Origin of the sequence: Streptomyces albiflavescens, from assembly GCF_014645835.1 — a bacterium.
Classification (GTDB): domain Bacteria; phylum Actinomycetota; class Actinomycetes; order Streptomycetales; family Streptomycetaceae; genus Streptomyces; species Streptomyces albiflavescens.
Map to the genome: position 1 here is coordinate 88,598 of NZ_BMMM01000016.1, position 25,281 is coordinate 113,878.

Genomic DNA, 25,281 nt, shown 5'->3' on the forward strand with positions numbered 1-25,281 from the left:
ATCTCTATCGCGGCGAGCGCTTCGGCATCCAGCCCCGCCGCATTCCGGTCACAGACCCGTGACGCACCGCGCCGCTTATGAACCTTTTACGAACGTGCGAAGGTGTCCACCGCCACGTCGAAGTACTCCTTCGCCTCCGTCACCTTCCCGACCGGCGCCGAGACCCACACGTCGTACATCCGTCCGCCCTCCTCCCAGCACAGGTCGTATGTGTGCCGTGCGCCCTCCGCCGTGGTGAAGCCGTTCCAGGTGAACTCCCAGAGCGCGGCGGGCTGTCCGTCGTGCGTGGTCCGCGTGACCTTGCCGTCGCGATAACCAGGGTTCGTGGAGGGACCCTTCGCGTCCGCGCGCTGCATCACCGCCAAGGGGCCGCCCGCCTCGGGGTCGGCCACCTTGATGCCCAGGCGGAAGACCTGCCCCGGCGACACGTAGAAGACCCGCTCTCCCTGCGGTTGCCGCGTGAAGTCGTCGGGCACGGCCAGCGAGAACCCGTTCGGGTCCGGCGCGAGGCGATACCCCGAGGGTGCCTTGCGCGCGGAGGAGGTCGGCGTCTGCTGCCGGGTCACGGTGACGGTGGGCGTGGGGCTCCCGGACGCCGTGGCCGACTCCGACGCGCTCGCCGACGTACCCGCCGTGGACCCGGACGCGGACGTACCCGAGGGGGACGGCGTGCCGCCCCCGCCGTCGTTCATCAGCAGCGCCGCCGCCGACACCCCCGCCCCGGCCATCGCCGCGACCAGCGCGGCGGCGACGAGGACGCCCCGCGTGGAGTACTTCGGCGGTCGCTCCGGCGCGGTGACAGGAGGCGATGGCGGCGAGGGCACGGGCTTCGGCCTCGGTACGTCGCGCTGCGTGGGCGTGTAGGGGGTGTGCAGCCGCGGCGTACGGCCCGTGTCCCGGAAGGCGCGCAGCATCCGCTCCGCCTCCGCCGCGTCGAGCCGCCGTTCGGGATCGCGCTCGAGCAGCCCTCGTACGACGGGCAGCAGCGGCGCGGCCTGGGCGGGCGGACGGATCTCGTCGACGACGACCGCGTGCAGGATGCCGCCCAACGAGTCGCGCCGGAAGGGCGATTCGCCGCTCAGGACCGTGCACAGCAGCGCGCCGAGCGACCACAGGTCGGACTCCGGGCCCGTCCTGACCCCGGACATCCGCTCGGGCGCGGTGTACTCGGGCGAGCCGACGAACGCCCCGCTCTCGGTGAGCGTCGTCGCGCCCGCGACCTGGGCGATGCCGAAGTCGGTGAGGACGACACGGTCGGTGCCTGCCTCCATCAGGACGTTGGCGGGCTTGAGGTCCCGGTGCAGAACACCCGCCTCGTGCGCACGGCGCAACGCGCCCAGCAGGTCGATGGCGATGCGGGCGGCCTCGCGCGCGTCGACGGGGCCCCTTCCGGAGATCCGCTCGGCGAGCGAGCCGCCGTCGATCAACTCCATGACGATGTACGGCCGCTCGTCATCCACGACCACGTCATGCACGACGATGATGTGCGGGTGGTGCAGCTGCGCGACGGCGCGGGCCTCGCGCAGCGTGCGATCGCGCTGCAGCCGGGCCTCGTCCTCCGAGAGCGAGTCGTCGACCGCGAGTTCCTTCACCGCGACCCGGCGGCCGAGCAGTTGGTCGGTGGCGCGCCATACGACGCCCATACCACCCCGCCCGATCCTGGCTTCCAGCCGGTAACGGCCTGCGATCACACGGACGTTCTCCCCCTCGGTCCCCATGGGCCCCATCATGCCGCACCGGGCGCAGACCCTCCGGGACCCGGCTCCGCGGTGGCCGTTATCCGGCCTTACCCGGCCTTGGGACGCCAGCCGCGCAGGATCGCGTCGAACTGCTGACGTGCGGTGTCCCAGTCCGCCGCGGGCGACGACACGTAGATCGCGTACTCGACGCCGTCACGGGCGAGATACGTCTGCTCGATCGCCCGGCGCTGCCCCGGGAACGGCGTCTGCTTCGGCAGCGCGGTCCAGGTGAAGTCCCACAGCGAACCGTGGCAGTCCCGGAAGGTGTTGGACTGCAGGCTCACCCGCTTGTAGTCGGCCAGCTTCGTCAACTGCTGCTCCAGGTCCAGCTGGTGCATGTACGGGTTGTCGAAGTCGGGCGAGTCGTCCACCGCGATGCGTACGAAGTGCTTGCCGCCGTCGGGCGTGTAGTCGACCTGGGTGCCATTGGCCTGACGCTTCCAGCCCTTGCTGGGCAGGGCGAGACTGAAACCCTCGACGTCGTCCACGCGCACCCAGCCGCCGGCACCTTCGGCCGTCGACTGCGCGCTCTTCGTCCCGTCCTGGGCGTCCTTCCGCCAGTCGTCCGCGTACCTCATGGCCACGGCGCCGCCACCGCCGACGAGCGCGGCCATGACCACGATGAGGGCGATCGTGCGACCGCGGCGACGCTTCTTCGGGGCGGAACCCTCCACGGGCAGGGGCTGATGCATGGTCGCGCCCGGGCCACCAGGGGCCGTCGGCACATGTGCGGTCGCCCCCTGGCCTTGGCCAGGTCCGCCGTGCCCCGGGCCCCCCGTCATGGCCGTGTCCACATGTTGCGTCGGCACATACGCCTGTGCCGTCCTGGGCCGCCGCCCTTCCGCGGCCTCCGCGAGCATCTGCTCCGCCTCCGCCGCGTCGGGCCGGCCGGCGGGGTCCTTGCGCAGCAGCGCGGTGATGACGGGTTCCAGCGGACCGGCGTGCTGCGGCGCCGCCGGCTCCTCGTCGACCACGGCCTGCATGGTGTTCAGCGGCGAGGTGCGCCGGAACGGCGAGCGTCCCTCCACCGCCGTGTACAGCGTGGCGCCGAGGGCCCACAGGTCGGACGAGGGCCCCGGATCGTGGCCACGCACCCGCTCGGGCGCGAGGTAGTCGACCGAGCCGACGATCTCGCCGGTGCGCGTGATGGTCGTATCGCCCTCGACCTGCGCGATCCCGAAGTCGGTGAGCAGCACGCGCCGGTCGGCGGAGAGGAGTACGTTCCCGGGCTTCACATCACGGTGCAGCACACCGGCGGCGTGCGCGGCCCGCAGCGCGCGCAGCACCCACAGCCCGATCCGGGCCGCCTCGGCCGGTTCGACGCGCCCCTGCTCCTTGACCTCGTCGGCCAGCGAGTTGCCCTCGACCAGCTCCATGACGATCCACGGGCGGTTGTCGTGCTCCAGGACGTCGTGCACGGTGACGACGGCCGAGTGGTTGATCCGGGCGGCGGCCCGCGCCTCGGCATGGGTACGGGCGAGCAGCCGGGCCAGGTCGCTCTCGGCGACATAGAGCGCGGCGGTCAGCTCCTTGACCGCGACCGCGCGGTGCAGCACCTCGTCGTGAGCGCGCCACACCCGACCCATGCCACCGCTGCCGATGGTGTCGACAAGCCGGTAGCGGCCCGCGAGGAGCAGGCCCTGCATCTGATTCACGTTTCCCCGCAATGGTCTTGACAGGGTCAGACTAAGGAGCGGCCCCCGCGCTGGGAACCGGCGGGGTCGTACGGAGACCGCACTGTGACGGTTCTCCCTTCCTGGTACGGGAGGGAACCATTTGGTGTTCAGGGCCACATGACACGGTGAACGGCTCAGCCGGTGACCTGGTACGTCGCCGACGCCTGCTCGTACAGCCGTGTCACCTCGTCCCGTTCGGCCTCCGGACCGCGCAGTTGCACCACGTGGTAGCGCCCGCCGACGAGGATCGCGAGGTTGCGCACATACAGCGAGCGTCCCGCGGAGTCCTGCCAGGTGAACTGCCCCTCGGCCATGGTCCGCCCGCCCACGTCGATCCGCCGCATCCCGCTGGACGTGGCCCAGGTCGAGTCCCGGAACGGCTGCAACTCCTTCTCGCTCTCCCGCTGATACGTCATCGGGTCGCTGCCGTACGTCGCCGTGCTGTCCCGGCCGGGTACGACGATGAGCTCGAAGTCCCCGTGGGAGTACACGACCTGGCCACTGCCGTTCTTCGGCGTACGGTCCCAGCCGTCGGCGACCGCGAGGCTGAATCCGGCGGAATCCTTGCGCAGCTTGAACCCCTGGGCGACATCGGGGTCCCCGGTCTGAGACTTCGTGGAACTGGACGACCCCGTAGGGCTCTTGTCCTCACCGGGAGAGGTCTGGTCGGGCCGCGGCTCGCTGCTCGCCTTGCCGTCCCCGCCGGTGTCGGGAGCGGGGCTGACGTCTCCGGCCGCACCGGTCCGATCGCCGTCCGTACCGCTGCCGCGGCCGCCACTCGGCTCGGCCTTCGGCATGAAGACCATGGCGTACGCGATCGCCGCGGCCAGCAGCAGCAGGACCAGCAGGACCAGATTGCGGCCCAGACGGCGGGGCTTGGCCGGCTTCTCCTGCTTGGCGCGCTTGTGGCGGGCGTGCGGGCTGGGCGCGGGCAGCCCGGCGCGGCGCCTGCGGACGAGCTCGCCCCGGCGCCGTACGATCGGCAGCCGGCTCGGGTCGACGGGGGGCGCCGCGACGACATGGGCCCCGGCCTCGGGCTCCGGCGCGGAGCGCACGAGGGAGCGCAGCCAGCCGCGCAGTTCCTCGAAGTCGAGCCGCTCGGTGGGGTCCTGGCGCAGCAGCGACTCCACGACCGGCCGGAGCGGCCCGCACTCCTCGGCGAACGCGGGCGGCTCCGCGCACACCAACTGCACCAGCTCGGCGGTGCTCTCCTCCGGGTAGGGCGCGTGTCCCTGCACCGCACGGAAGAGCAGCGCGCCCAGCGCCCACAGGTCGGTCGCGGGTCCGATCGGCGCCGCCAACTGCCAGTTCTCCTGCACCGGATAGGCCTGCTCCGGCGCCCACCGTTCGGTGACGGGCCCGACCACGGCCATCCGCGCCTGCCGGGCTCGCTCCGCGGCGAGCGCGGTGCTCGGCCCCCGGCGCGGCGGCGCCCCGGCGACGAGCTCGTCCCAACGGCCGCCCTGCCCCTGGGCGCTGTCCGGACCGGCGACGGCCGCCGAGGTTCCGGGACCGCCGTGCCCGGCGGCGGGCTGCTGCCCGAGCGCGAGCGCCGGGGTGCCGTTCCCGCCGGCCGAAGCGCCGTTCAGGCCTCCGGGGAGCGCGGGACGCCCTTGGCCTTGGCCACCACCAGGGGCTCCGGTACGCGGCTGGGCGCCATGCCAGCTGGTGCCGCCCCCGACCCCGTACGGGTCGGCTATCTGGCCCGGGGGCGCGGCGTGGGGGCGCTGCTCGACGCCGTGGCCCGGGAGCTGGGGCGGGCCGCTGTCACCGGTGACTTGGGGGGCGCCGCCGTGCCCGGGGACCTGGGGCGAACCGGCCTGCCCGGGCAGCAGGGGCGAACCACCGTGTCCGGGAGCCTGCGCCGTGGGTGCCGAGGCGTCGGTGGCATGCTCGGCCTGTGTCGAGGGCCGGGGCGCGGGCAGCGCGACCTGGTCGCTCCGTTGTTCTTCCTGTACGCGGGCGGCGGCGCGCGCTCCGGCGCGGTACGCGGCGATGGCCCCGGCGCGTGCCGCGCGGATGTCACCCCCGGCTCCCGCCGTGCCGCCCGCCTCGCCTGCTTCAAGCACACGTCTGCCTACACCCGCCGCGCCTCCCGCGGGCGTCCCCGGAACGGGCGTCCCCCGCTCCGCCCGGGCCTCGATCGCGGCCCGTCGCGCGGCTTCCGGATCCGTGCCCGGCACCGCGCCCGCCACGGCCACGCCATGCGAACCTCCGCCGCCGAATCCGGTCCCACCCTGGCCCCGGGGTCCGGCACCGCTCGGCCCACCGGGCGCACCCGGACCACTACCGCGCGGGGCACTCCCCCTCACGACGGGCGAACCGCCGTTGCCCGCCTGTCCGGTGCCACCGCGGGAGCCGGAACCGGATCCGGCCGCGCCCCCGGGCTCGGTCTCGAAGTCCTCCCGGGCCGGTACCGGGTCGTACCCGCACAGCGCCTCCTCCGCGGCCCCGGCCGCCAGGCCGGTGAGCATCACGCGGCCGTCGTCGCAGACGAGCACGGTGCGCACGGTGATGTTCCGGTGCACCCACCCGTGCGCGTGCAGCACTCGCAGCGCGGTGAGGACGTCGGAGGCGACCTCGGCGGCCCGATAGGGGCTCAGCGGCTTCTCGGCGAGCAGCGCGGCCAACGGCCTCGCGGGCACCAACTCGCTCACTATCCACAGCGACCCGCCCTCGGCGAACACGTCGAAGACCTGGTCCAGCCGGGGATGGTCGGGGATCTGCGCGGCGGCCTGGGCGGCCTCGATCGCCCGCCGCACGGCCGGTTCGGTGGGACGGCGCGTGGTCCGCGCGGATGGCCGCCGCACCCCGCCGTCGCGCGCCACGAAGCCCTCGGGCAACCCGTCCGCGTCGAGCACCTCGGCCTCGACGACCTCCGGCAACGGCACCTGCCGTACCAGGACTTCCTGCCCGCTGTAGGTGTCGAAGGCGCGGGTCTCGGCGAGTTCGTACTCGTCGGACGGCGGTAGCGGCAGGCGGTAGCGGTCGGCCAGTACCCGTCCCGCATAGTCGTCCACGATGCCTCCCCCAGCCGACCGGTTGGTCAATTCCGTTCGCCTTGCGTCCCGTTATGGCTTCGTACGGTCCGCAACCACTCACGATACGTGCCGGAGGCAACCCGCAAAGCGGGGATGCGAGATCTCAGGGCCCCCATCCGTGGCGGAACGTCACACCGACGAGCGGTACGTCACGACTTCGGCCGGAACGTCTTGGTCAGCGTCTGCCACGTGTCCTTGCGCAGCTCACTGTCCCAGTTGGACGCTTTCGCCGTGTACATCAGCGCGTATCCCTGATGCGAATTGACGACGAATCCACGGTCGATCGACCGGTACTTCGTGCCACCGTCCGTGTAGGTGAACTCCCAGTCGGCCGTGTTCCAGTCGCGATAGTCCACCTTCTCTATGCGCACCCGCGTGTACTGCGAGCGCGTCATATAGCGCTCCTGGTTCCTCCAGTCCGCGACCGGGTCGTCCTTGGGCGTGGTGGTCCAGCCGACCAGGAGCTTCTGCCCGTCGGGACCGGTGAACCGGGCCCCTGCGGCGTCCGTGGACTGGTACTTCCACCCCTTCGGCAGGCCGATCGAGAACCCCTGACCGCCCTTGTACGTGGACACGGCGGTGGAGTCCGACTCCTTGCCGCCGCTGTCCGCACCGCTCGACGCGCTCGCACTGGCAGTCGCGCCCGACGTGGCGTTCGCCGTCTCCTTCTGGCCGGAACCCGAGGTGGCGCCCGTCTTGTCGTCACTGTCCGTGTGGGCGCTGCCGCCGCTGTCCTTGCCGCCGCTTCCGGCGCTCGCCCCGCTGGACGCGGCCGCCTTGGTGTCGCCGGTCTTGTTGTCCTTCGACCCGGCGTCGTCCCCGCCGCCGAGCGTGAGCGCCAGCACGGTGCCGAGCACCGCCAGCGCCACCACCACCGCGATGATCATCAACGTCCGCCGCGGCACCACATCCGTGAGCGGCGCCCGAGGCGCCGGCCGCGGCGGCCGCTCCGGAGCCACCGGCCACCCCGACCCCGAGGCCCGCTCCGCCGCCCCGGCAGCACTCGCGGCACCCGCGGAGCCCGTGGCACCCGCCGAACCGGAGTTCACCGACGCGCTGTCACGAACCCCCGCGTTTGCGGAGGAAGCCGCACCAGCCCCTGAAGCCTTCCTCGACGAACGCGAAGAAGGCGCCGAGGACGACGGCGTCGAAGGGGCCGAGGGAGACGCCTTCGATGACGACGCGGTCGTGGCAGCGCCCGCACCCGCGGACCCCGCCCCCTCACCGCCCGCCGACCCCGCGGTCTCCGAGCCGACGGCCTTCGCGCGCGCCGTCGCGGCCGCGGTGGCCGCCCCGGCCGCCGAGGCGGCCTTCCGCACGGAACGCAACGCCCCGCGCAGCCGATCCGCCGCCTCCTCGCCCCGCTTGGCCCCGGAACCGCCCGAACTCCCCTTGCCCGGAGCCTCGTCCGGCACCGGCGGCAACGCCACGACTTTCGTCGCGTCCGCCGGCTCCGGCACGGTCTCCTTGGGCTCGGGCGCGTGCAGCACCTCGTTGAGCATCGCCCGCGCGCCCGCGTCGTCGAGCCGCTGCTCGGGGTCCTTGGCGAGCAGCCCGTAAATCACGTTCTCCAGCGGTCCCGCGTTCTTCGGCTGCTCCACCGGCTCGGTCATCACCGCGGTGAGCGTCGCGATCGCGGAACCCTTGTCGTAGGGAGGAACGCCCTCCACCGACGCGTACAACAGACCGCCCAGCGACCACAGGTCGGCCGCCGGGCCGGGCTTGTGACCGCGCGCCCGCTCCGGCGAGATGTACGAGGGCGCGCCGACGAGCATGCCGGTCGAGGTGATGGACGGGTCGCCCTCGACCTGCGCGATGCCGAAGTCGGTCAGCACGACCCGGCCGTCGTTGGAGATCAGCACGTTCGACGGCTTCACATCGCGGTGCAGGATGCCCTCGCGGTGCGCCGAACGCAGCACGTCGAGAATCGCCAGCCCCACCTCGGCCGCGCGCTTCGGCGTGAGCAGGCCGTCCTCGCGGATGACCTCGGCGAGCGACTTGCCCTCGACGAGCTCCATCACGATCCACGGCCTGTTGTCCTCGTCGACCACGTCGAAGACCGTCACCGCGGCGTTGTTGCGAATCCGCGCGATCGCCTTGGCCTCACGCAGGGTGCGCGTGATCAGCCGCCGCTTCTCGTCCTCGTCGATGCTCGACGGGAACCGCAGCTCCTTGACCGCGACCGTACGGCCCAGGGTCTCGTCCTGGGCCCGCCACACCGTGCCCATGCCGCCGCGGCCGAGAACATCCCCCAACCGGTAGCGCCCGGCGAGGAGACGTTCGCTCTTGTCCTGACGGGATGCTCCCGCCCGCTCCGCCTCCGACATGCGTCCCCTCATGCAACCCGCCCTGACAGAACCTCCATTGTCCCTCACCCGACAAGCGCTCAGCGCCCAGGGGGCCCTTCACACGCCAACCGGCCGGCCCGCGAGCCGCCCATCGCACGGCGACCGCCCGGCGTTCGCACAGCACCGTCCCGCATGATGGGCCAGGACAAGGAAGGACCGCCGATGCCTGCACCCCGGACACCTCGGACACTTCTGCCCATACCCCTGTCCCTGGCGCTGCTCGGCCTGGCTCAGACCGGTTTGCTCGGCCTGGCCCCGGCCGCCTCCCAAGGCCCCGCAGCCCCGGCCTCGGATGCCGCCCTCGCCCTTCTCGTCACTCGTGGCAAGGCCCCGGCCGCCGCCCTGCTGGCCCGCGAGGAGACCGGCTCACGCTTCGCCCGTGACGGCGACGGGATATCCCGCTCCGACCACTTTCGCGCGGGCAGCATCACCAAGACGTTCATCGCGACGATCGTCCTGCAACTCGCCGCCGAGCACCGGCTCTCCCTGTCCGACTCCGTGGACGATCACCTCCCCGGCCTGGTGCGCGGCGCGGGCAACGACGGGCGCCGTCTGACCCTGCGCGCCCTGCTCACCCACACCAGCGGCCTGTACAACTTCACCGCGGACACCAAGGGCGCCGTCCCCGTCACCCCGCTTCAGGCCATACGCATCGCGCTCACCCACCCCCCGGCCGACCGCGGCCGCTTCGCCTACTCGAACACCAACTACGTACTGCTCGGCATGGTCGTCGAGCAGGTCACCGGCCACTCGTACGCCGTCGAGGCCGAGCACCGCATCATCGCTCCGCTCCGTCTGACCGGTACCTCATTCCCCGGTGCCCGCGCCTCGCTGCCCTCGCCGCACGGCCGTGCGTACGCCGCCGACGGATCCGACGTCACCGAACTCGACCCGCGCGTGGCCGGCGCGGCGGGTGAGCTCATCAGCACGCTCGCCGACCTGGACCGCTTCTACGCGGCCCTGCTCGGCGGCGATCTGCTGCCCTCGCCCTGGCTGCGCGAGATGCTCGACACCCGTGCCGCACATGGCTCGTACGGCATGGGCCTGTTTCCCGTGAAGCTGCCGTGCGGGACCACGGTGTGGGGGCACAACGGCCGTATCTCCGGCAGCTACGTGCGCACCGCGGCCACCCTCGACGGTCGTCGTGTCCTCACCTTCCGGGTGAACACGGACGCGGTGGCAGATCCGGACCTCGAACCCGCGCTGCTCGCCGCCGAGTTCTGCCCCCGCACCCCGTAGAACGGACGAGTTCCGAGCAAAGATCCCAGCTCACCACACCCGTTCGAGTGACATACGGGAAGGTGACGACAGGCCCTAGAGCGGCACGATGTCGGGGGCTCCCAGCCGCGCCGCGTCCGCCGTCAGGTCGTCCGGCTGGCGCTGGGACTCCCGCTCGGCCTCGACCCGCTTCTCGTAGTGCTCGACCTCGCGCTCGATCTGGTCCTTGTCCCAGCCGAGGACCGGCGCCATGAGCTCGGCGGCCTCGCGGGCGCTGCGCGTGCCGCGGTCGAAGGTCTCGATCGAGATGCGGGTGCGCCGGGTCAGCACGTCGTCCAGATGCCGGGCGCCCTCGTGGGAGGCGGCGTAGACGATCTCGGCCCTGAGGTAGTCCTCGGCGGCCGGCAGAGGCTCGCCCAGGGACGGGTTCTCGGCGATGAGGTCGAGGATCTCCTCGGCGAGCGATCCGTACCGGTTCAACAGGTGCTCCACGCGCACCACATGAAGTCCTGTGCGCTGCGCGATCCGCGCTCGCGCGTTCCACAGCGCCCGGTATCCCTCGGCGCCGAGCAGCGGAACGTCCTCGGTGACGCACTCGGCGACCCGCTGGTCGAGGCCGTGCACCGCCTCGTCCACCGCGTCCTTGGCCATGACGCGGTACGTCGTGTACTTGCCGCCCGCCACGACCACGAGCCCCGGCACCGGATGGGCCACGGTGTGCTCGCGCGACAGCTTGCTCGTCGCCTCGGACTCTCCGGCCAGCAGCGGACGCAGCCCCGCGTAGACGCCCTGGACGTCGTCGCGGGTGAGCGGCACCGAGAGCACCGAGTTCACGTGCTCCAGCAGATAGTCGATGTCCGCACTGGACGCCGCCGGGTGGGCCTTGTCGAGGTCCCAGTCGGTGTCGGTGGTGCCGATGATCCAGTGACGCCCCCAGGGAATCACGAACAGCACGGATTTCTCGGTGCGCAGGATCAGGCCCGTGGAGGAGTTGATCCGGTCCTTCGGGACGACCAGGTGGATGCCCTTGGACGCCCGTACGTGGAACTGGCCCCGCTCGCCCACCATCGCCTGTGTGTCGTCGGTCCACACACCCGTGGCGTTGACGATCTGCTTGGCGCGGATCTCGTACTCCCCACCGCCTTCGACATCCTGCACCTTGGCACCGACGACGCGTTCGCCCTCGCGCAGGAAGCCGGTCACCCGCGCGCGGTTGGCGACCTTCGCGCCGTACGCGGCCGCCGTGCGCACCAAAGTGGCCACATAGCGGGCGTCGTCCATCTGCGCGTCGTAGTACTGCAGGGCGCCGACCAGGGCGTCCTTCTTCAAGGCGGGGGCGACGCGCAGGGCGTGACCGCGGGTCAGATGACGGTGTGCGGGCAGTCCGCGTCCGTGGCCGCTCGATATCGACATGGCGTCGTAGAGGGCGACGCCCGAGCCCGCGTACAACCGCTCCCAGCCCTTGTGCTGGAGCGGGTAGAGGAACGGGACGGGCTTCACGAGATGCGGTGCGAGCCGTTCGAGAAGCAGCCCGCGCTCCTTCAATGCCTCGCGCACCAGCGCGAAGTCGAGCATCTCCAGATAGCGCAAGCCGCCGTGGATCAGTTTGCTGGACCTGCTCGACGTGCCCGATGCCCAGTCACGCGCCTCGACCAGGCCCGTGGACAGGCCGCGTGTCACGGCGTCGAGCGCCGTACCCGCACCGACCACACCCGCGCCGACGACCAGCACATCCAGCTCGCGCTCGGCCATTCCCGCCAGTGACTCGGCGCGCTCCGCCGGCCCCAGTGTCGCTGTCCTCACCGCTGCCTCCCGCTGTCTGTCGCGCCGGCCGCACCTGTCCGGCTGGGCCCGGCTCGCATCCCCCTCCTCAAAGTCTGACCGTGTTGCCCGACTTCGGCCACCGTCCCGCCCTCAGCCTGTGGACAACTCTCGGCGACTCGCAAGGAATCAAGGTCGAACAATCCAGCAAATCGGTCATATTTACTCCTAGTCTGACATTGCGCTCGCCCATCCTGTCCACAGGGCTTGCGCACTTGTCCCGCTTCGGTTACTGGGAAGGACGGCCCACGCCATGCCCGCAGATCTCGCCGTCATCGGACTCGGTCATCACGGCCTGCCCCTGGCCCAGGCCGCCGTCGCCGCCGGCATCCCCACACTCGGCTACAAAACGGGGCCGGAAGGCGGCTCCCTCACCCCCGCCGAACTGCGCCGGATGCACTCGGCGGGTTTCCGGCCGACCACCAACCCGGCCGAGCTCGGCCGCGTACGCACGGCGGTCATCTGCGCGCCGACCCCACGGGGCGCGGACGGCGGCCTCGATCTGAGCCAGGTGGAGGCGGCCGCCCGCACCCTGGCCGCACGGCTGCGCCCGCACACCACGGTGATTCTGGAATCGCCCGTGCACCCCGGCACCACGGAGGAATTCCTCCGCCCGCTCCTCGAAGCGGGCTCCGGGCTGCGCGCGGGGCGCGACTTCCATCTCGCGTACTCACCCAGCCGGGTCGATCCCGGCAACCGCGACTTCGGTCCCGTCAACACACCGAAAGTCATCGGGGGTCTGACCCCCGCGTGCACCGAGTCGGCCGCCGCCTTCTACGGTCGCCTCACCGACAAGGTGGTACGCGCGCGTGGACCACGCGAAGCGGAAACGGTGCAGCTCCTGGAGACCAACTACCGGCACGTCAACATCGCCCTCGTCAACGAGATGGCCGTGCTCTGCCACGACCTGGGCGTCGATCTGTGGGACGTCATCCGCTGCGCCGAGACCAAGCCGTTCGGCTTCCAGGCGTTCCGGCCGGGCCCCGGCGTCGGCGGCCACGGCATCCCCCAGGACCTGACCGGCCACTCGGGGCGCACTCTGCGGATGGTCGAACTGGCTCAGCAGGTCAACAACCACATGCCCCAGTACGTCATCCAGCGCGCCGCCACGCTCCTCAACGAGCACGGGAAATCGGCCCGCGCCGCGCGCGTGCTCCTCCTCGGCGTCACCTACAAGCCCGACCTCGCCGACCAGCAGGGCTCCCCCGCCCACGAGATCGCGCTGCGCCTGATGGAACTCGGCGCATCCGTCAGCTATCACGACCCGCATGTCCCGGCCTGGCGCGTCCTCGGACGTCCCGTCCCGCGCGCGGACTCCCTCTACGAGGCCGCGGCGGACGCCGACCTCACGATCCTGCTCCAGCAGCACCGCACATACGACCTGCAAGGACTGTCCGTGAAGGCCCAACTGCTGCTCGACACACGGGGGGCGACCCCGACCGGGGCGGCGCACCGACTCTGACCTCCCTGAAATCTCCCCACAGGTTGTCACTCCGGACTGCTAATGTGCGGCAGCTCTCGCACACAAGTGCGCCCGCGTCCCGGGCGCCTCGGATGTGCGCGTGCATCCGCTTACATCCCTGGCGTACACACGTGCGCTTACGTCCCTGGGGGGATCCCTATGAGTCAGTCGACTCCGCCGCCGTCCGGTCCGCCGGTCGACAACCCGTACGCCGGCCAGCCCGGCCAGCCGCCCGTCCAGCAGGACGCCCCGCAGGGCGCGCCCCAGCCGGGCTTCCCCGTGGCCCCCGTCGCCCCGGCCGCTCCGGTGCGCGACAACCTCGGGCTCGGCCTCGTCGCCGCCGTCGTCGCCGCCGTGGTCTCGGCGGGTGTTTACGGCGGCATCATCGGCCTCACCAAGCACGAGATCGGCTGGGCCGCCGTCGGCGTCGGCTTCCTGGTCGGTCTCGCCGCGGGCCGCTTCGGCGGCCGCAACCAGATCCTGCCGATCGTCAGCGTCATCCTGTCGGTGGGCTCGGTCTACATCGGCCAGTTGGTCGGCGAGGCCATGATCGGCGCCAAGGAAGTCGGCATCGGCTTCAGCGAGCTGTTCTTCGACCACTTCGACGTGGTCCAGGAGGCCTGGAAGGCCGAGGCCGACCCGCTGACCTTCGTCTTCTTCGCGATCGCCGCGTACGTGGCGTTCCAGAGCACGCGAAAGGCCGGTCAGTAACCGGAAGCGGTACGCGAAAGGGCCCGTCCACCACTCGGTGGACGGGCCCTTTCGCCGTGTGCGGGACGCGGGGCTAGCGCTTGTGCTGCGAGTCCGCGACCGTCACCTCGACGCGCTGGAACTCCTTGAGCTCGCTGTAGCCGGTGGTGGCCATGGCGCGGCGGAGGGCGCCGAAGAAGTTCATGGAGCCGTCGGGGGTGTGCGAGGGGCCGGTGAGGACCTCCTCGATGGTGCCGACGGTGCCGAGGTCGACCTTCTTGCCGCGCGGCAGCTCTTCGTTGACCGCTTCCATGCCCCAGTGGTGCCCCTTGCCGGGCGCGTCGGTGGCGCGGGCCAGCGGGGAGCCCATCATCACGGAGTCGGCGCCGCAGGCGATCGCCTTGGGGAGGTCGCCGGACCAGCCGACACCGCCGTCGGCGATGACATGCACATACCGGCCGCCGGACTCGTCCATGTAGTCGCGGCGGGCCGCGGCGACATCCGCGACGGCGGTGGCCATCGGGACCTGGATGCCCAGTACGTTGCGCGTGGTGTGGGCGGCGCCGCCGCCGAAGCCGACGAGGACACCGGCCGCGCCGGTGCGCATCAGGTGCAGGGCCGCGGTGTACGTGGCGCAGCCGCCGACGATCACCGGGACGTCCAGCTCGTAGATGAACTGCTTCAGGTTCAGCGGCTCGGAGGCGCCCGAGACGTGCTCCGCCGACACCGTCGTACCGCGGATGACGAAGATGTCCACGCCCGCGTCCACGACGGCCTTGGAGAACTGCGCCGTGCGCTGCGGGGACAGGGCCGCGGCGGTGACGACGCCGGAGTCGCGGACCTCCTTGATGCGCTGCCCGATCAGCTCCTCCTTGATGGGAGCCGCGTAGATCTCCTGGAGGCGGCGGGTCGCGGTGTCCACGTCCAGCCCGGCGATCTCGTCGAGCAGCGGCTGCGGGTCCTCGTACCTCGTCCACAGGCCTTCGAGGTTCAGGACGCCCAGGCCGCCCAGCTCGCCGATGCGGATCGCGGTGGCCGGCGAGACGACCGAGTCCATCGGGGCGGCCAGGAAGGGCAGCTCGAAGCGGTAGGCGTCGATCTGCCAGGCGATCGAGACCTCCTTCGGGTCTCGCGTACGGCGGCTCGGGACGACGGCGATGTCGTCGAAGGCGTACGCCCGGCGGCCGCGCTTGCCGCGCCCGATCTCGATCTCAGTCACGTGTGTGGCCTTTCCCTCTTCGCTTCTGCGCCTCCCAGTATCCCCGACGCCCACGACAAGGGCGGCCCCGGAACCTCCGGGACCGCCCTTCACGCGCGCGGGGATGCCCTTTACGGCACCGTACGACTACTTGTTGCGGCTGTAGTTCGGCGCCTCGACCGTCATCTGGATGTCGTGCGGGTGGCTCTCCTTGAGACCCGCCGAGGTGATGCGTACGAACCGGCCGCGCTCCTGCAGCTCCGGAACGGTGCGGCCGCCGACGTAGAACATCGACTGACGCAGACCGCCGACCAGCTGGTGGACGACCGCGGACAGCGGGCCGCGGTAGGGCACCTGGCCCTCGATGCCCTCGGGCACGAGCTTCTCGTCGGAGGCGACGCCCTCCTGGAAGTAGCGGTCCTTGGAGAAGGAGCGCTGCTCGCCACGGGACTGCATGGCGCCCAGGGAGCCCATGCCGCGGTACGACTTGAACTGCTTGCCATTGATGAACAGCAGCTCGCCCGGGGACTCCTCGCAGCCCGCGAGGAGCGAGCCCAGCATCACCGTGTCGGCCCCCGCGACCAGGGCCTTCGCGATGTCACCGGAGTACTGCAGGCCACCGTCGCCGATGACCGGGACACCGGCCTCCTTGGCGGCGAGCGACGCTTCGTAGATGGCCGTCACCTGCGGTACGCCGATGCCGGCGACCACGCGGGTCGTACAGATGGAGCCGGGGCCCACGCCGACCTTGATGCCGTCGACGCCCGCGTCGATGAGCGCCTGGGCGCCGTCGCGGGTGGCGATGTTGCCACCGATGACGTCGACGCCGGAGGAGTTCGACTTGATCTTGGCGACCATGTCGCCGACCAGGCGGGAGTGGCCGTGCGCGGTGTCGACGACGATGAAGTCGACGCCCGCCTCGATGAGGGCCTGGGCGCGCTCGAAGGCGTCACCGGCCACACCGACGGCCGCGCCGACGAGAAGACGGCCTTCGCCGTCCTTGGCGGCGTTCGGGTACTTCTCGGCCTTCACGAAGTCCTTGACCGTGATGAGGCCCTTGAGGACGCCCGCGTCGTCGACCAGCGGAAGCTTCTCGATCTTGTGGCGGCGCAGCAGCTCCATCGCGTCATTGCCGGAGATGCCGACCTTGCCGGTGACCAGGGGCATCGGCGTCATGACCTCGCGCACCTGGCGCGAGCGGTCGGTCTCGAAGGCCATGTCACGGTTGGTGACGATGCCGAGCAGCTTGCCGCCGCCGTCGGTCACCGGCACGCCGGAGATGCGGAACTTGGCGCAGATCGCGTCGGCCTCGGCGAGCGTCGCGTCCGGGTGCACCGTGATCGGGTCGGTGACCATGCCGGACTCGGAACGCTTCACCAGGTCGACCTGGTTGGCCTGGTCCTCGATGGACAGGTTGCGGTGCAGGACGCCGACGCCGCCCTGGCGCGCCATCGCGATCGCCATGCGCGACTCGGTGACCTTGTCCATGGCGGCGGACAGCAGCGGGATGTTGACCCGTACGTTCTTCGAGATGTACGAGGCGGTGTCGATCTGGTCGGGCGCCATGTCCGACGCGCCCGGCAGCAGCAGCACGTCGTCGTAGGTCAGCCCGAGTGTCGCGAATTTGGCGGGCACTCCGTCGACGTTGGCAGTCATGACACCTTCCCCAAATGGCCTTGATCGGTGCGGATGTCCATGCTAACGGGAAGCATGGCTCTCTCATTCCACGGTTGAGGGTGGGCTTCGGCTTCGTATGTTCGTACGGGGTCGGTGTCATCCCCGTTCAGACCGTGTACGCCGGGTGCCGGCCCCCTGCCGGGGCCGCTTCGCGTGGGAGGTCTTCGTCGACCGGCTCCCCGCCGTCGCGGCGGAGGAACCCAGCCGTTCCGGCTGAGCCGGGCTCGGTACCGCTGGGCTCCGCTGTCTCCGTCCCCGCCCGTTGCGGCGGGAACGGACGTGCCGTTCCGGCTGAGGCGGACTCGGCACCGCCGGGCTGCGTCGTCTCGTTGCTCGCCGTCGCAGCGGGAAGGTCTGCCGTTCCGCCGGAAAGCGGGGCGCCGTCCGGGGGCGCGCTCCGCTACTGCTCCGCCAGCGCCCGCAACCGGCTCAGCGCCCGGTGCTGAGCCACCCGGACCGCCCCGGGTGACATTCCCAACATCTGGCCGGTCTCCTCGGCCGTGAGGCCCACCGCGATGCGCAGCAGAAGCAGCTCGCGCTGGTTCTCGGGGAGGTTGGCCAGGAGTTTCTTGGCCCACTCGGCGTCGCTGCTGAGCAGGGCGCGCTCCTCGGGGCCCAACGAGTCGTCCGGGCGCTCGGGCATCTCGTCCGAGGGGACGGCCGTCGAGCCGGGGTGACGCATCGCTGCGCGCTGCAGGTCGGCGACCTTGTGCGCGGCGATGGCGAAGACGAACGCTTCGAAGGGGCGCCCGGTGTCCTTGTAGCGCGGCAGCGCGAGGAGCACCGCGACGCAGACCTCCTGCGCCAGGTCCTCCACGAAGTGCCGCGCGTCACCCGGAAGTCGGGAAAGACGGGTGCGGCAGTAGCGCAGCGCGAGGGGGTGTACATGGGCGAGCAGGTCATGTGTGGCCTGCTCGTCGCCTTCGACCGCGCGATGGACGAGCGCACCGATCACCGTCGTCTCGTCGTCACGCATCGGTCCATGGTGCCTTGGCGTCGTCCGATCCGTGGCACCGCGTCCATAGTTGTGCACCGAAGCGTTATGAGCAGGTGCGCCGGAACTCATCTCCTGCGCCCTCCCCTTCCGCTCGCCCGACTCGTCCCCGAGGAACTCCACACCTCAAGGATGCGTCATCCGCCGGGAAACGGGGATCGGGCACCGAAGAGGCTCTCTCCGAGAGCCCGGCCCCACCCGCCGGACGGCGGGCAGGGGCTACTACCGTCATACCCTCAACGCGGCTCACCTAGCGGACCAGGCCCCACCGGAATCCGAGCGCGACAGCATGCGCTCGGTCCGAGGCGCCGAGCTTCTTGAACAGCCGCCGGGCGTGCGTCTTGACGGTGTCCTCGGAGAGGAACAGCTCACGGCCGATCTCCGCGTTCGAGCGGCCGTGGCTCATGCCCTCCAGGACCTGGATCTCACGCGCGGTGAGCGTGGGCGCGGCGCCCATCTCGGCCGAGCGCAGTCTGCGCGGGGCGAGCCGCCAGGTGGGGTCGGCGAGCGCCTGCGTCACGGTCGCCCGCAGCTCCGCGCGGGAGGCGTCCTTGTGCAGATAGCCGCGGGCGCCGGCGGCGACGGCGAGCGCCACGCCGTCCAGGTCCTCGGCGACGGTGAGCATGATGATGCGCGCACCGGGGTCGGCGGACAGCAGCCGCCTGACCGTCTCCACGCCGCCCAATCCGGGCATACGTACGTCCATCAGAATCAGGTCCGAACGGTCGGCACCCCAGCGGCGGAGGACTTCCTCGCCGTTGGCCGCCGTCGTCACACGCTCGACGCCGGGCACGGTCGCGACCGCGCGGCGGAGCGCCTCTCGGGCAAGCGGGGAGTCGTCGCAGACGAGGACGGATGTCATGGCCGCCCTCCGCAGCTGATGCGCGTCACCTTGAGCCTCCAGGCTGGTACGAATCGTCACCTGTGCGGTTGACACTCGCCGACGGATACTGCCGCCTGCCCGAGCGCTTGTTCCTTCAACCGCCTTCGCCCTCTCAACGATGGTCACTCGAAAGAGTTACGGGGCAGTCAGTCGTCATCGGCACTGTACGTGAGGGCGCGGACACGGTGGAGACATGCACGACGGACCCTCAATGTTTCATCACAAGCTATGCCCCATTTAGCCTGTTTTCTTCCCATTTGTTGGTGTCTGCGGCTAGATTCGCAATGAGTCATATTTTCATCTCCTTAGATCGTAGATGTACGGTCGGTGGGCATAGAGCAGCCCAGAACGGCAACAAGGGGACACGCAATGGCAGATTTCTCTCGCCTTCCCGGTCCGAACGCGGATCTCTGGGACTGGCAGCTCCTCGCGGCCTGCCGCGGGGTCGACAGCTCGCTCTTCTTCCACCCGGAGGGCGAGCGCGGTGCGGCACGGAGCGCTCGTGAGAACTCGGCCAAGGAGGTCTGCATGAGGTGCCCGGTACGCGCCGAGTGCGCGGCGCACGCGCTGGCGGTGAGAGAGCCGTACGGCGTGTGGGGCGGGCTGACCGAGGACGAGCGCGAAGAGCTCATGGGGCGCGCGCGCAACCGGCTGGTCTCGGCGTCGACCACCGGAAGCGGTCACGCTTCGAACAACTGAAGGAACGTTTCTGCGCTTCGGGCGCACACGGGCACGCACGCGCGTGCCCCTACTTTTCGCCGCCAACGGGGGCGCTTCCCGAGCCACAGCCGCTCCTGGGACACTTCGCGGGCCACAGGGAACACCGAGTCCTCGCCGTCGCGACTATCGCGCCGCGGCCCGCGCCAGCCGGTCCAGCGTCGCCGCGACCGCCGGCACCTGGGCCAGATCCGGCAACGTGAGCGCGACGATCTCCCGTCGCACCGAGGGCTCCACCGTCACCGTGCGCGCCCCCTTGGGTCGTACGGACTCGATGGCGAGCTCCGGAAGGACGGCCACCCCCAGACCCGCCCCGACGAGGCCGACCACGGCCGGGTAGTCATCGGTGGCGAAGTCGATGCGGGGCTCGAAGCCGGCACCGCGGCAGACCTCGACCAGTTGTCCGCGGCAGCGCGGGCAGCCCGCGATCCACGACTCCCCGGCGAACTCACCGATCGCGACCGATTCCGCGCGGGCGAGGCGATGTCGCTCGGGCACCAGCCCGACGAGCCGGTCCGTCAGCAGCGGCCGTACGACCAGGTCGTCCCACTCCTCGACGCCCGCCGCGCCCTCGTACCGGAACGCCAGCGCGATGTCGCAGTCGCCGCCGCGGAGTTTTTCGACGGATTCCGGCGGCTCGGCCTCCTCCAGGGAGACGCGGGTGCCGGGGTGGGCGGCCCGCAGCGCGGCGAGGGCCGTCGGGACGAGCGTGGAGCTGCCGCTGGGAAAGGAGACGAGCCGGACCCGGCCGGCGCGCAGGCCCGCGATCGCGGCGACCTCCTCCTCGGCGGCCGTGAGTCCGGAGAGGATGCCCGCCGCGTGCCGGACCAGGGCCTCGCCCGCCTGGGTCAGGCGCATCTCGCGCCCTGTGCGGATCAGCAGGGGCGTGCCGACGGACGACTCCAACGCCTTCATCTGCTGGCTGACGGCGGGCTGGGTGCAGCCCAGCTCGCGCCCCGCCGCCGAGAAGGAGCCGGTGGCGGCGACCGCGCGCAGCACACGGAGATGACGGGCCTCGATCATCATCCGAGCATAAGCGAGTCTTGGGGGCGGCGGCGAATATTGCGTCGCCGCTTTGGATGTTGTCGCCTAGCGTGGTGGTATGAAGCTTCTTTCCCTGAACCTGGGTCGTGCGCGGGCCGTCGAGTACACGGACCAGCCGGAGGGCGTGACCGGCATCGACAAAAGGCCGGTCGAGGGGCCCGTTCGGGTGACCGCGCCGGGACCGAAGGGAGTCGGCGCGAGCGGTCTCGCCGGGGACGCGGTGTGCGACGTGCGTCATCACGGCGGGGAGGACCAGGCCGTGTACGCGGTCGCGCGCGAGGATCTCGACGACTGGGAGCGCGACCTGGGCCGGCCGCTGCCGAACGGCGTGTTCGGCGAGAACCTCACGACGGAGGGGCTCGATGTGTCCGGCGCGCGGATCGGCGAACGCTGGCGGATCGGCTCGGAGGTCGTCCTGGAGGTCACCTCTGGGCGCATCCCCTGCCGCACCTTCCAGGGACACCTCGGCGAGAAGGGCTGGGTCAGGCGCTTCACCGAGAAGGGCGCGCCCGGCGCGTATCTGCGGGTGATCGAGTCCGGCGAGATCCGCTCCGGCGACCCGATCGAGATCGTGCACCGACCGGACCACGACATCACGGTCGCTCTCCAGTTCCGCGCCGTCACGACCGAACAGGCGCTGCTGCCACGGCTGTTGGCGGCGGGCGAGGCACTGCATCCGGTCGCGTGGGAGAAGGCACGGAAGTACGTCGCGAAATACGGCGGGTAGGACCCGCCCGACCGCGGTGCGCAGAACTCGTGGAGCAAGGCCGGGCGTTGGGTGGCGGGGGCGCCGGGCGCCTGGTCAGGTCACTAATCTTGCGCCATGACAACGGCTCTGATTACGGGATCGACCGCGGGCATCGGCGCCGCCTTCGCACGGCGCCTGGCGGCCGACGGGCACAACCTCGTGCTGGTGGCACGCGATACGAAGCGGCTGGCCGAGCAGGCCACCGAACTGCACGACCGGCACGGCATCGAGGCGGAGGTGCTGTCGGCGGACCTGGCGACCGACGACGGCATCGAGGCGGTGGCCACTCGCCTCGGCGACCGCAAGAACCCGGTCGACCTGCTGATCAACAACGCGGGCTTCGGCAACAAGGGCCGCTATCTCGACGTACCGATGGCCGACGAGCTGAAGATGCTCAAGGTGCACTGCGAGGCGGTGCTCCGGCTGACGTCGGCGGCCACCGAGGCGATGCGGGAGCGCGGCCGGGGCGGGGTCGTCAATGTCGCGTCGGTGGCCGCGTTCGTGCCACGGGGTACGTACGGCGCGTCCAAGGCGTGGGTCGTGCAGTTCACGCAGGGCGCGGCGAAGGACCTGGCGGGCAGTGGCGTACGCCTGATGGCGCTGGCCCCCGGGTTCGTGCGCACCGAGTTCCACGAGCGCGCCGGCATGGGCACGGACAACATCCCGAACTGGATGTGGCTCGACGCCGACAAGCTGGTCACGGCGGCCCTCGCGGACCTGGCCCGCGGCAAGTCGCTGTCCATCCCGGACCCGCGCTACAAGGCGCTGATGGGCCTGGTGAAGGTGACGCCGCGGGCGCTGCTCGGCGGGATCACGTCGAAGACGGGGCGGAAGTACGGACCGCAGTGACAGCGGAAGTTGAAGGCAGAAGTACGACCCCGGCGAGAGCCGGTGTGAAGTACACATGAGGTAGGTGGTGTCGCCCCTCCGGTGGGAAGATGAGGGTGTTCAACCGGACCCAGGGGGCCGGAGGCGGCGCCATGACATTCGTACAGCTCATCGACTGCAAGACCAGCCGGTTCGACGAGATGAACCGGCTGATGGACACATGGGTCGAACAGACCAGGGGCAAGCGGACCGCGACGCACAACTTGATCGGCAAGGACCGGTCCGACGCCACCCACTTCATAGAAATCGTGGAGTTCCCGTCGTACGAAGAGGCGATGCGGAACTCGAACCTTCCGGAGACGGACAAAATCTTCCAGGAGATGGTGGCGCTCTGCGACGAGATGCCGACCTTCACGGACCTGGACGTGGTCCGCGACGAGCAGCTCTACGCGGCCAACATCCGCAGGTTCTTCGAGACGCTGGCCGTCAAGGGTGAGTTGCCACCGCTCAACGGCCTGATGGTGGAGGACTACCACGACCACGATCCCGCCAACGAGCAGGACACCATCGGACTCGACGCGATGCGGCGCGAGATCGGCATGTGGCGCGGCGCGTTCGACTTCACCTTCACCATCGACGACCAGATCGCCCAGGGCGATCGCGTCAGCACGCGATGGACCTGGAACGGTGTCCACAACGGCGACTTCATGGGGATACCCGCGACCGGGCAGCAGGTCACCATGACCGGCACGACCGTCTTCCGCTGCGAGGAGGGCGGGAAGATCGTCGAGGGCTGGTGGCAGTACGACCGGCTCGGTCTGATGGCCCAACTCGGCGCGCTCGACGCGCTGGAGGGCTAGGGCCTGTCCGGCGGATCAGGTCGGAGGAGAGCTGCGGCGCCTCATCAGCACAGGTGAGCGGGGCCTGGTACTCGACCGGAGGCCCGGTACTCAAGGGAGAAGCCCCCGTTCCCTGACCGGGAACGGGGGCTTCTTCAGGCTGTCGGGCCTCAGTGGGCGTGCCCGTGGCCGTGGCCGTGACCGGCGTCGGCCTCCTCCTCGGCCGGCTTCTCGACGACCAGGGTCTCGGTCGTGAGGAGCAGGGAGGCGATGGAGGCGGCGTTCTCCAGGGCGGAGCGGGTGACCTTGACCGGGTCGATGACGCCGGCCTTGACCAGGTCGCCGTACTCGCCGGTGGCGGCGTTGAAGCCCTGGCCCTTGTCGAGCTCGGCGACCTTGGAGGTGATGACGTAACCCTCGAGGCCGGCGTTCTCGGCGATCCAGCGCAGCGGCTCGACGGCGGCGCGGCGGACGACCGCGACACCCGTGGCCTCGTCGCCGGTCTTGTCGAGGTTGCCCTCGAGGACCTTCACGGCGTGGACGAGCGCGGAGCCACCACCGGAGACGATGCCCTCCTCGACCGCGGCGCGGGTCGCGGAGATGGCGTCCTCCAGACGGTGCTTCTTCTCCTTCAGCTCCACCTCGGTGGCGGCGCCGACCTTGATCACGCACACGCCGCCGGCCAGCTTCGCGAGGCGCTCCTGGAGCTTCTCGCGGTCCCAGTCGGAGTCGGTGTTCTCGATCTCGGCCTTGATCTGGTTGACGCGGCCGAGGACCTCGTCGGAGCTGCCGCCACCGTCGACGATGGTGGTGTCGTCCTTGGTGACGGTCACGCGGCGGGCGCCGCCGAGCACGTCCAGGCCGACCTGGTCGAGCTTGAGGCCGACCTCCTCGGCGATGACCTGACCACCGGTGAGGGTGGCGATGTCGCCGAGCATGGCCTTGCGGCGGTCACCGAAGCCGGGGGCCTTCACGGCAACGGCGTTGAAGGTGCCACGGATCTTGTTCACGACCAGGGTCGACAGGGCCTCGCCCTCGACGTCCTCGGCGATGATCAGCAGCGGCTTGGAGGCGTTGGACTGGATGACCTTCTCAAGGAGCGGCAGCAGGTCCTGGATGGAGGAGATCTTGCCCTGGTGGATGAGGATGTACGGGTCCTCGAGGACGGCCTCCATGCGCTCCTGGTCCGTCACGAAGTACGGCGACAGGTAGCCCTTGTCGAAGGCCATGCCCTCGGTGAAGTCCAGCTCCAGACCGAAGGTGTTGGACTCCTCGACGGTGATGACACCGTCCTTGCCGACCTTGTCCATCGCCTCCGCGATGAGCTCGCCGACCTGCGGGTCCTGGGCGGACAGCGCGGCGACGGCGGCGATGTCGGACTTCTCGTCGATCGGGCGCGCGCCGGCGAGGAGCTCGTCGGAGACGGCCTTGACCGCCGCGTCGATGCCCTTCTTCAGAAGCGCCGGGGAGGCACCCGCGGCGACGTTCTTCAGGCCCTCGCGCACGAGCGCCTGGGCGAGCACGGTGGCGGTGGTCGTACCGTCACCCGCCACGTCGTTGGTCTTGGTCGCCACCTCCTTCACCAGCTGGGCACCGAGGTTCTCGTACGGGTCCTCGACCTCGACCTCGCGGGCGATGGTGACACCGTCGTTGGTGATGGTGGGAGCGCCGAACTTCTTGTCGATGACGACGTTGCGGCCCTTGGGGCCGATCGTCACCTTCACCGTGTCGGCAAGCTTGTTGACGCCGCGCTCAAGGGCGCGACGGGCGTCCTCGTCGAACTTCAGGATCTTCGCCATGGGAGCGATTCAGCCCTCTCGGAAACTTTGGGAGAAACGAACTGCGCCCCCAGCGCCCGGCTTTTGAAGGTCGCGGGGGCCAGGAGCGCAGTTCACTGCAAAACTGGGTGAATTACTTCTCGATGATCGCGAGCACGTCGCGAGCCGAGAGGACGAGGTACTCCTCGCCGTTGTACTTCACCTCGGTGCCGCCGTACTTGCTGTAGAGCACGACGTCGCCGACAGTGACGTCGAGCGGAAGACGGTTACCGTCCTCGAAGCGGCCCGGGCCCACGGCGAGGACGACGCCCTCCTGGGGCTTCTCCTTCGCGGTGTCCGGGATGACCAGGCCAGAGGCCGTGGTCTGCTCGGCGTCCAGCGGCTGGACCACAATGCGGTCCTCGAGCGGCTTGATGGCAACCTTGGAGCTGGCGGTCGTCACGATCCGACCTCCCCCTTCGGAGATCTCACGGGGTTAACTGTCTGAGGTGGCGACCAGGTCGATCCGTCGTCGCGGGTGCCGGACCTGCCCGTCGCTATTGGCACTCTCCAGGGGGGAGTGCCAGACCCGAGACTATGA

The 25,281-nt window shown here is 70.6% G+C and carries 19 protein-coding genes; 7 read left to right on the forward strand and 12 right to left on the reverse strand.

Annotated features, from left to right (window positions below):
* Positions 1–86 precede the first annotated feature (86 nt).
* From IEY95_RS35245 to IEY95_RS35260, 4 genes are all read right to left on the reverse strand, one after another.
* On the reverse strand, positions 87–1,718 hold the full coding sequence (locus IEY95_RS35245; protein WP_189190269.1) for a serine/threonine-protein kinase: 1,632 nt from the start codon (positions 1,716–1,718) through the stop codon (positions 87–89).
* Between the two features lie 68 nt (positions 1,719–1,786).
* The gene (locus IEY95_RS35250) at positions 1,787–3,385 is read right to left on the reverse strand and encodes a serine/threonine-protein kinase (protein WP_189190403.1); all 1,599 of its coding nucleotides are present in this window, start codon (positions 3,383–3,385) and stop codon (positions 1,787–1,789) included.
* Positions 3,386–3,549: 164 nt separating this feature from the next.
* Positions 3,550–6,435, reverse strand: a complete 2,886-nt coding sequence (locus tag IEY95_RS35255) for a serine/threonine kinase C-terminal domain-containing protein (RefSeq protein ID WP_229703578.1) — start codon at positions 6,433–6,435, stop codon at positions 3,550–3,552.
* 170 nt (positions 6,436–6,605) lie between these two features.
* Positions 6,606–8,783, reverse strand: coding sequence for a serine/threonine-protein kinase (locus tag IEY95_RS35260; protein ID WP_189190404.1), 2,178 nt, complete (start codon positions 8,781–8,783; stop codon positions 6,606–6,608).
* Positions 8,784–8,966: 183 nt separating this feature from the next.
* On the opposite strand from IEY95_RS35260, the gene IEY95_RS35265 reads away from it, so the two are divergent.
* The gene (locus IEY95_RS35265; RefSeq protein ID WP_189190271.1) at positions 8,967–10,043 is read left to right on the forward strand and encodes a serine hydrolase domain-containing protein; all 1,077 of its coding nucleotides are present in this window, start codon (positions 8,967–8,969) and stop codon (positions 10,041–10,043) included.
* Between the two features lie 75 nt (positions 10,044–10,118).
* Here the strand turns inward: IEY95_RS35265 and IEY95_RS35270 are convergent, their stop codons facing one another.
* A complete protein-coding gene (locus tag IEY95_RS35270; protein WP_189190272.1) occupies positions 10,119–11,825 on the reverse strand; it encodes a glycerol-3-phosphate dehydrogenase/oxidase in 1,707 nt (568 codons plus the stop codon).
* A 271-nt stretch (positions 11,826–12,096) separates the two neighbouring features.
* Here IEY95_RS35270 and IEY95_RS35275 point away from each other — a divergent pair, with 271 nt between their 5' ends.
* Both IEY95_RS35275 and IEY95_RS35280 read left to right on the forward strand, forming a co-directional pair.
* A complete protein-coding gene (locus tag IEY95_RS35275) occupies positions 12,097–13,305 on the forward strand; it encodes a nucleotide sugar dehydrogenase (RefSeq protein WP_189190273.1) in 1,209 nt (402 codons plus the stop codon).
* A gap of 159 nt (positions 13,306–13,464) precedes the next feature.
* The gene (locus IEY95_RS35280) at positions 13,465–14,016 is read left to right on the forward strand and encodes a hypothetical protein (RefSeq protein ID WP_189190274.1); all 552 of its coding nucleotides are present in this window, start codon (positions 13,465–13,467) and stop codon (positions 14,014–14,016) included.
* A 73-nt stretch (positions 14,017–14,089) separates the two neighbouring features.
* Here the strand turns inward: IEY95_RS35280 and IEY95_RS35285 are convergent, their stop codons facing one another.
* The 4 genes from IEY95_RS35285 to IEY95_RS35300 all read right to left on the reverse strand — a co-directional run bounded on the left by IEY95_RS35285 (position 14,090) and on the right by IEY95_RS35300 (position 18,726).
* Entirely contained in the window at positions 14,090–15,214 is a 1,125-nt protein-coding gene (locus IEY95_RS35285) for a GuaB3 family IMP dehydrogenase-related protein (protein ID WP_189190275.1), read from the reverse strand.
* A gap of 126 nt (positions 15,215–15,340) precedes the next feature.
* On the reverse strand, positions 15,341–16,849 hold the full coding sequence (gene guaB / locus IEY95_RS35290; RefSeq protein WP_189190276.1) for an IMP dehydrogenase: 1,509 nt from the start codon (positions 16,847–16,849) through the stop codon (positions 15,341–15,343).
* Between the two features lie 421 nt (positions 16,850–17,270).
* Positions 17,271–17,846, reverse strand: a complete 576-nt coding sequence (locus IEY95_RS35295) for a sigma-70 family RNA polymerase sigma factor (RefSeq protein ID WP_189190277.1) — start codon at positions 17,844–17,846, stop codon at positions 17,271–17,273.
* Positions 17,847–18,114: 268 nt separating this feature from the next.
* Complete coding sequence (locus IEY95_RS35300) at positions 18,115–18,726, reverse strand: response regulator transcription factor (RefSeq protein WP_003948568.1); 612 nt, start codon at positions 18,724–18,726, stop codon at positions 18,115–18,117.
* 390 nt (positions 18,727–19,116) lie between these two features.
* Between IEY95_RS35300 and IEY95_RS35305 the strand changes: the two genes are divergently transcribed.
* The gene (locus tag IEY95_RS35305) at positions 19,117–19,446 is read left to right on the forward strand and encodes a WhiB family transcriptional regulator (protein ID WP_189190278.1); all 330 of its coding nucleotides are present in this window, start codon (positions 19,117–19,119) and stop codon (positions 19,444–19,446) included.
* 144 nt (positions 19,447–19,590) lie between these two features.
* On the opposite strand, the gene IEY95_RS35310 is transcribed toward IEY95_RS35305, so the two are convergent.
* Positions 19,591–20,487: a LysR family transcriptional regulator gene (locus IEY95_RS35310; RefSeq protein WP_189190279.1), complete on the reverse strand. Its 897-nt coding sequence runs from the start codon at positions 20,485–20,487 to the stop codon at positions 19,591–19,593.
* Between the two features lie 79 nt (positions 20,488–20,566).
* Between IEY95_RS35310 and IEY95_RS35315 the strand changes: the two genes are divergently transcribed.
* The 3 genes from IEY95_RS35315 (at position 20,567) to IEY95_RS35325 (ending at position 22,944) form a co-directional block, all read left to right on the forward strand.
* Positions 20,567–21,235, forward strand: a complete 669-nt coding sequence (locus IEY95_RS35315; protein WP_189190280.1) for an MOSC domain-containing protein — start codon at positions 20,567–20,569, stop codon at positions 21,233–21,235.
* A gap of 96 nt (positions 21,236–21,331) precedes the next feature.
* Complete coding sequence (locus IEY95_RS35320) at positions 21,332–22,105, forward strand: SDR family NAD(P)-dependent oxidoreductase (protein WP_189190281.1); 774 nt, start codon at positions 21,332–21,334, stop codon at positions 22,103–22,105.
* Between the two features lie 131 nt (positions 22,106–22,236).
* Positions 22,237–22,944 carry an ester cyclase gene (locus tag IEY95_RS35325; RefSeq protein ID WP_189190282.1) on the forward strand — a complete coding sequence of 236 codons (708 nt, stop codon included), beginning with the start codon at positions 22,237–22,239 and terminating at the stop codon, positions 22,942–22,944.
* Positions 22,945–23,093: 149 nt separating this feature from the next.
* On the opposite strand, the gene groL is transcribed toward IEY95_RS35325, so the two are convergent.
* On the reverse strand, positions 23,094–24,722 hold the full coding sequence (gene groL / locus IEY95_RS35330; protein WP_189190283.1) for a chaperonin GroEL: 1,629 nt from the start codon (positions 24,720–24,722) through the stop codon (positions 23,094–23,096).
* Between the two features lie 112 nt (positions 24,723–24,834).
* Positions 24,835–25,143 (reverse strand): co-chaperone GroES, encoded by a 309-nt coding sequence (gene groES / locus IEY95_RS35335; RefSeq protein WP_077796719.1) that lies wholly within the window; start codon positions 25,141–25,143, stop codon positions 24,835–24,837.
* Positions 25,144–25,281: the final 138 nt, after the last annotated feature.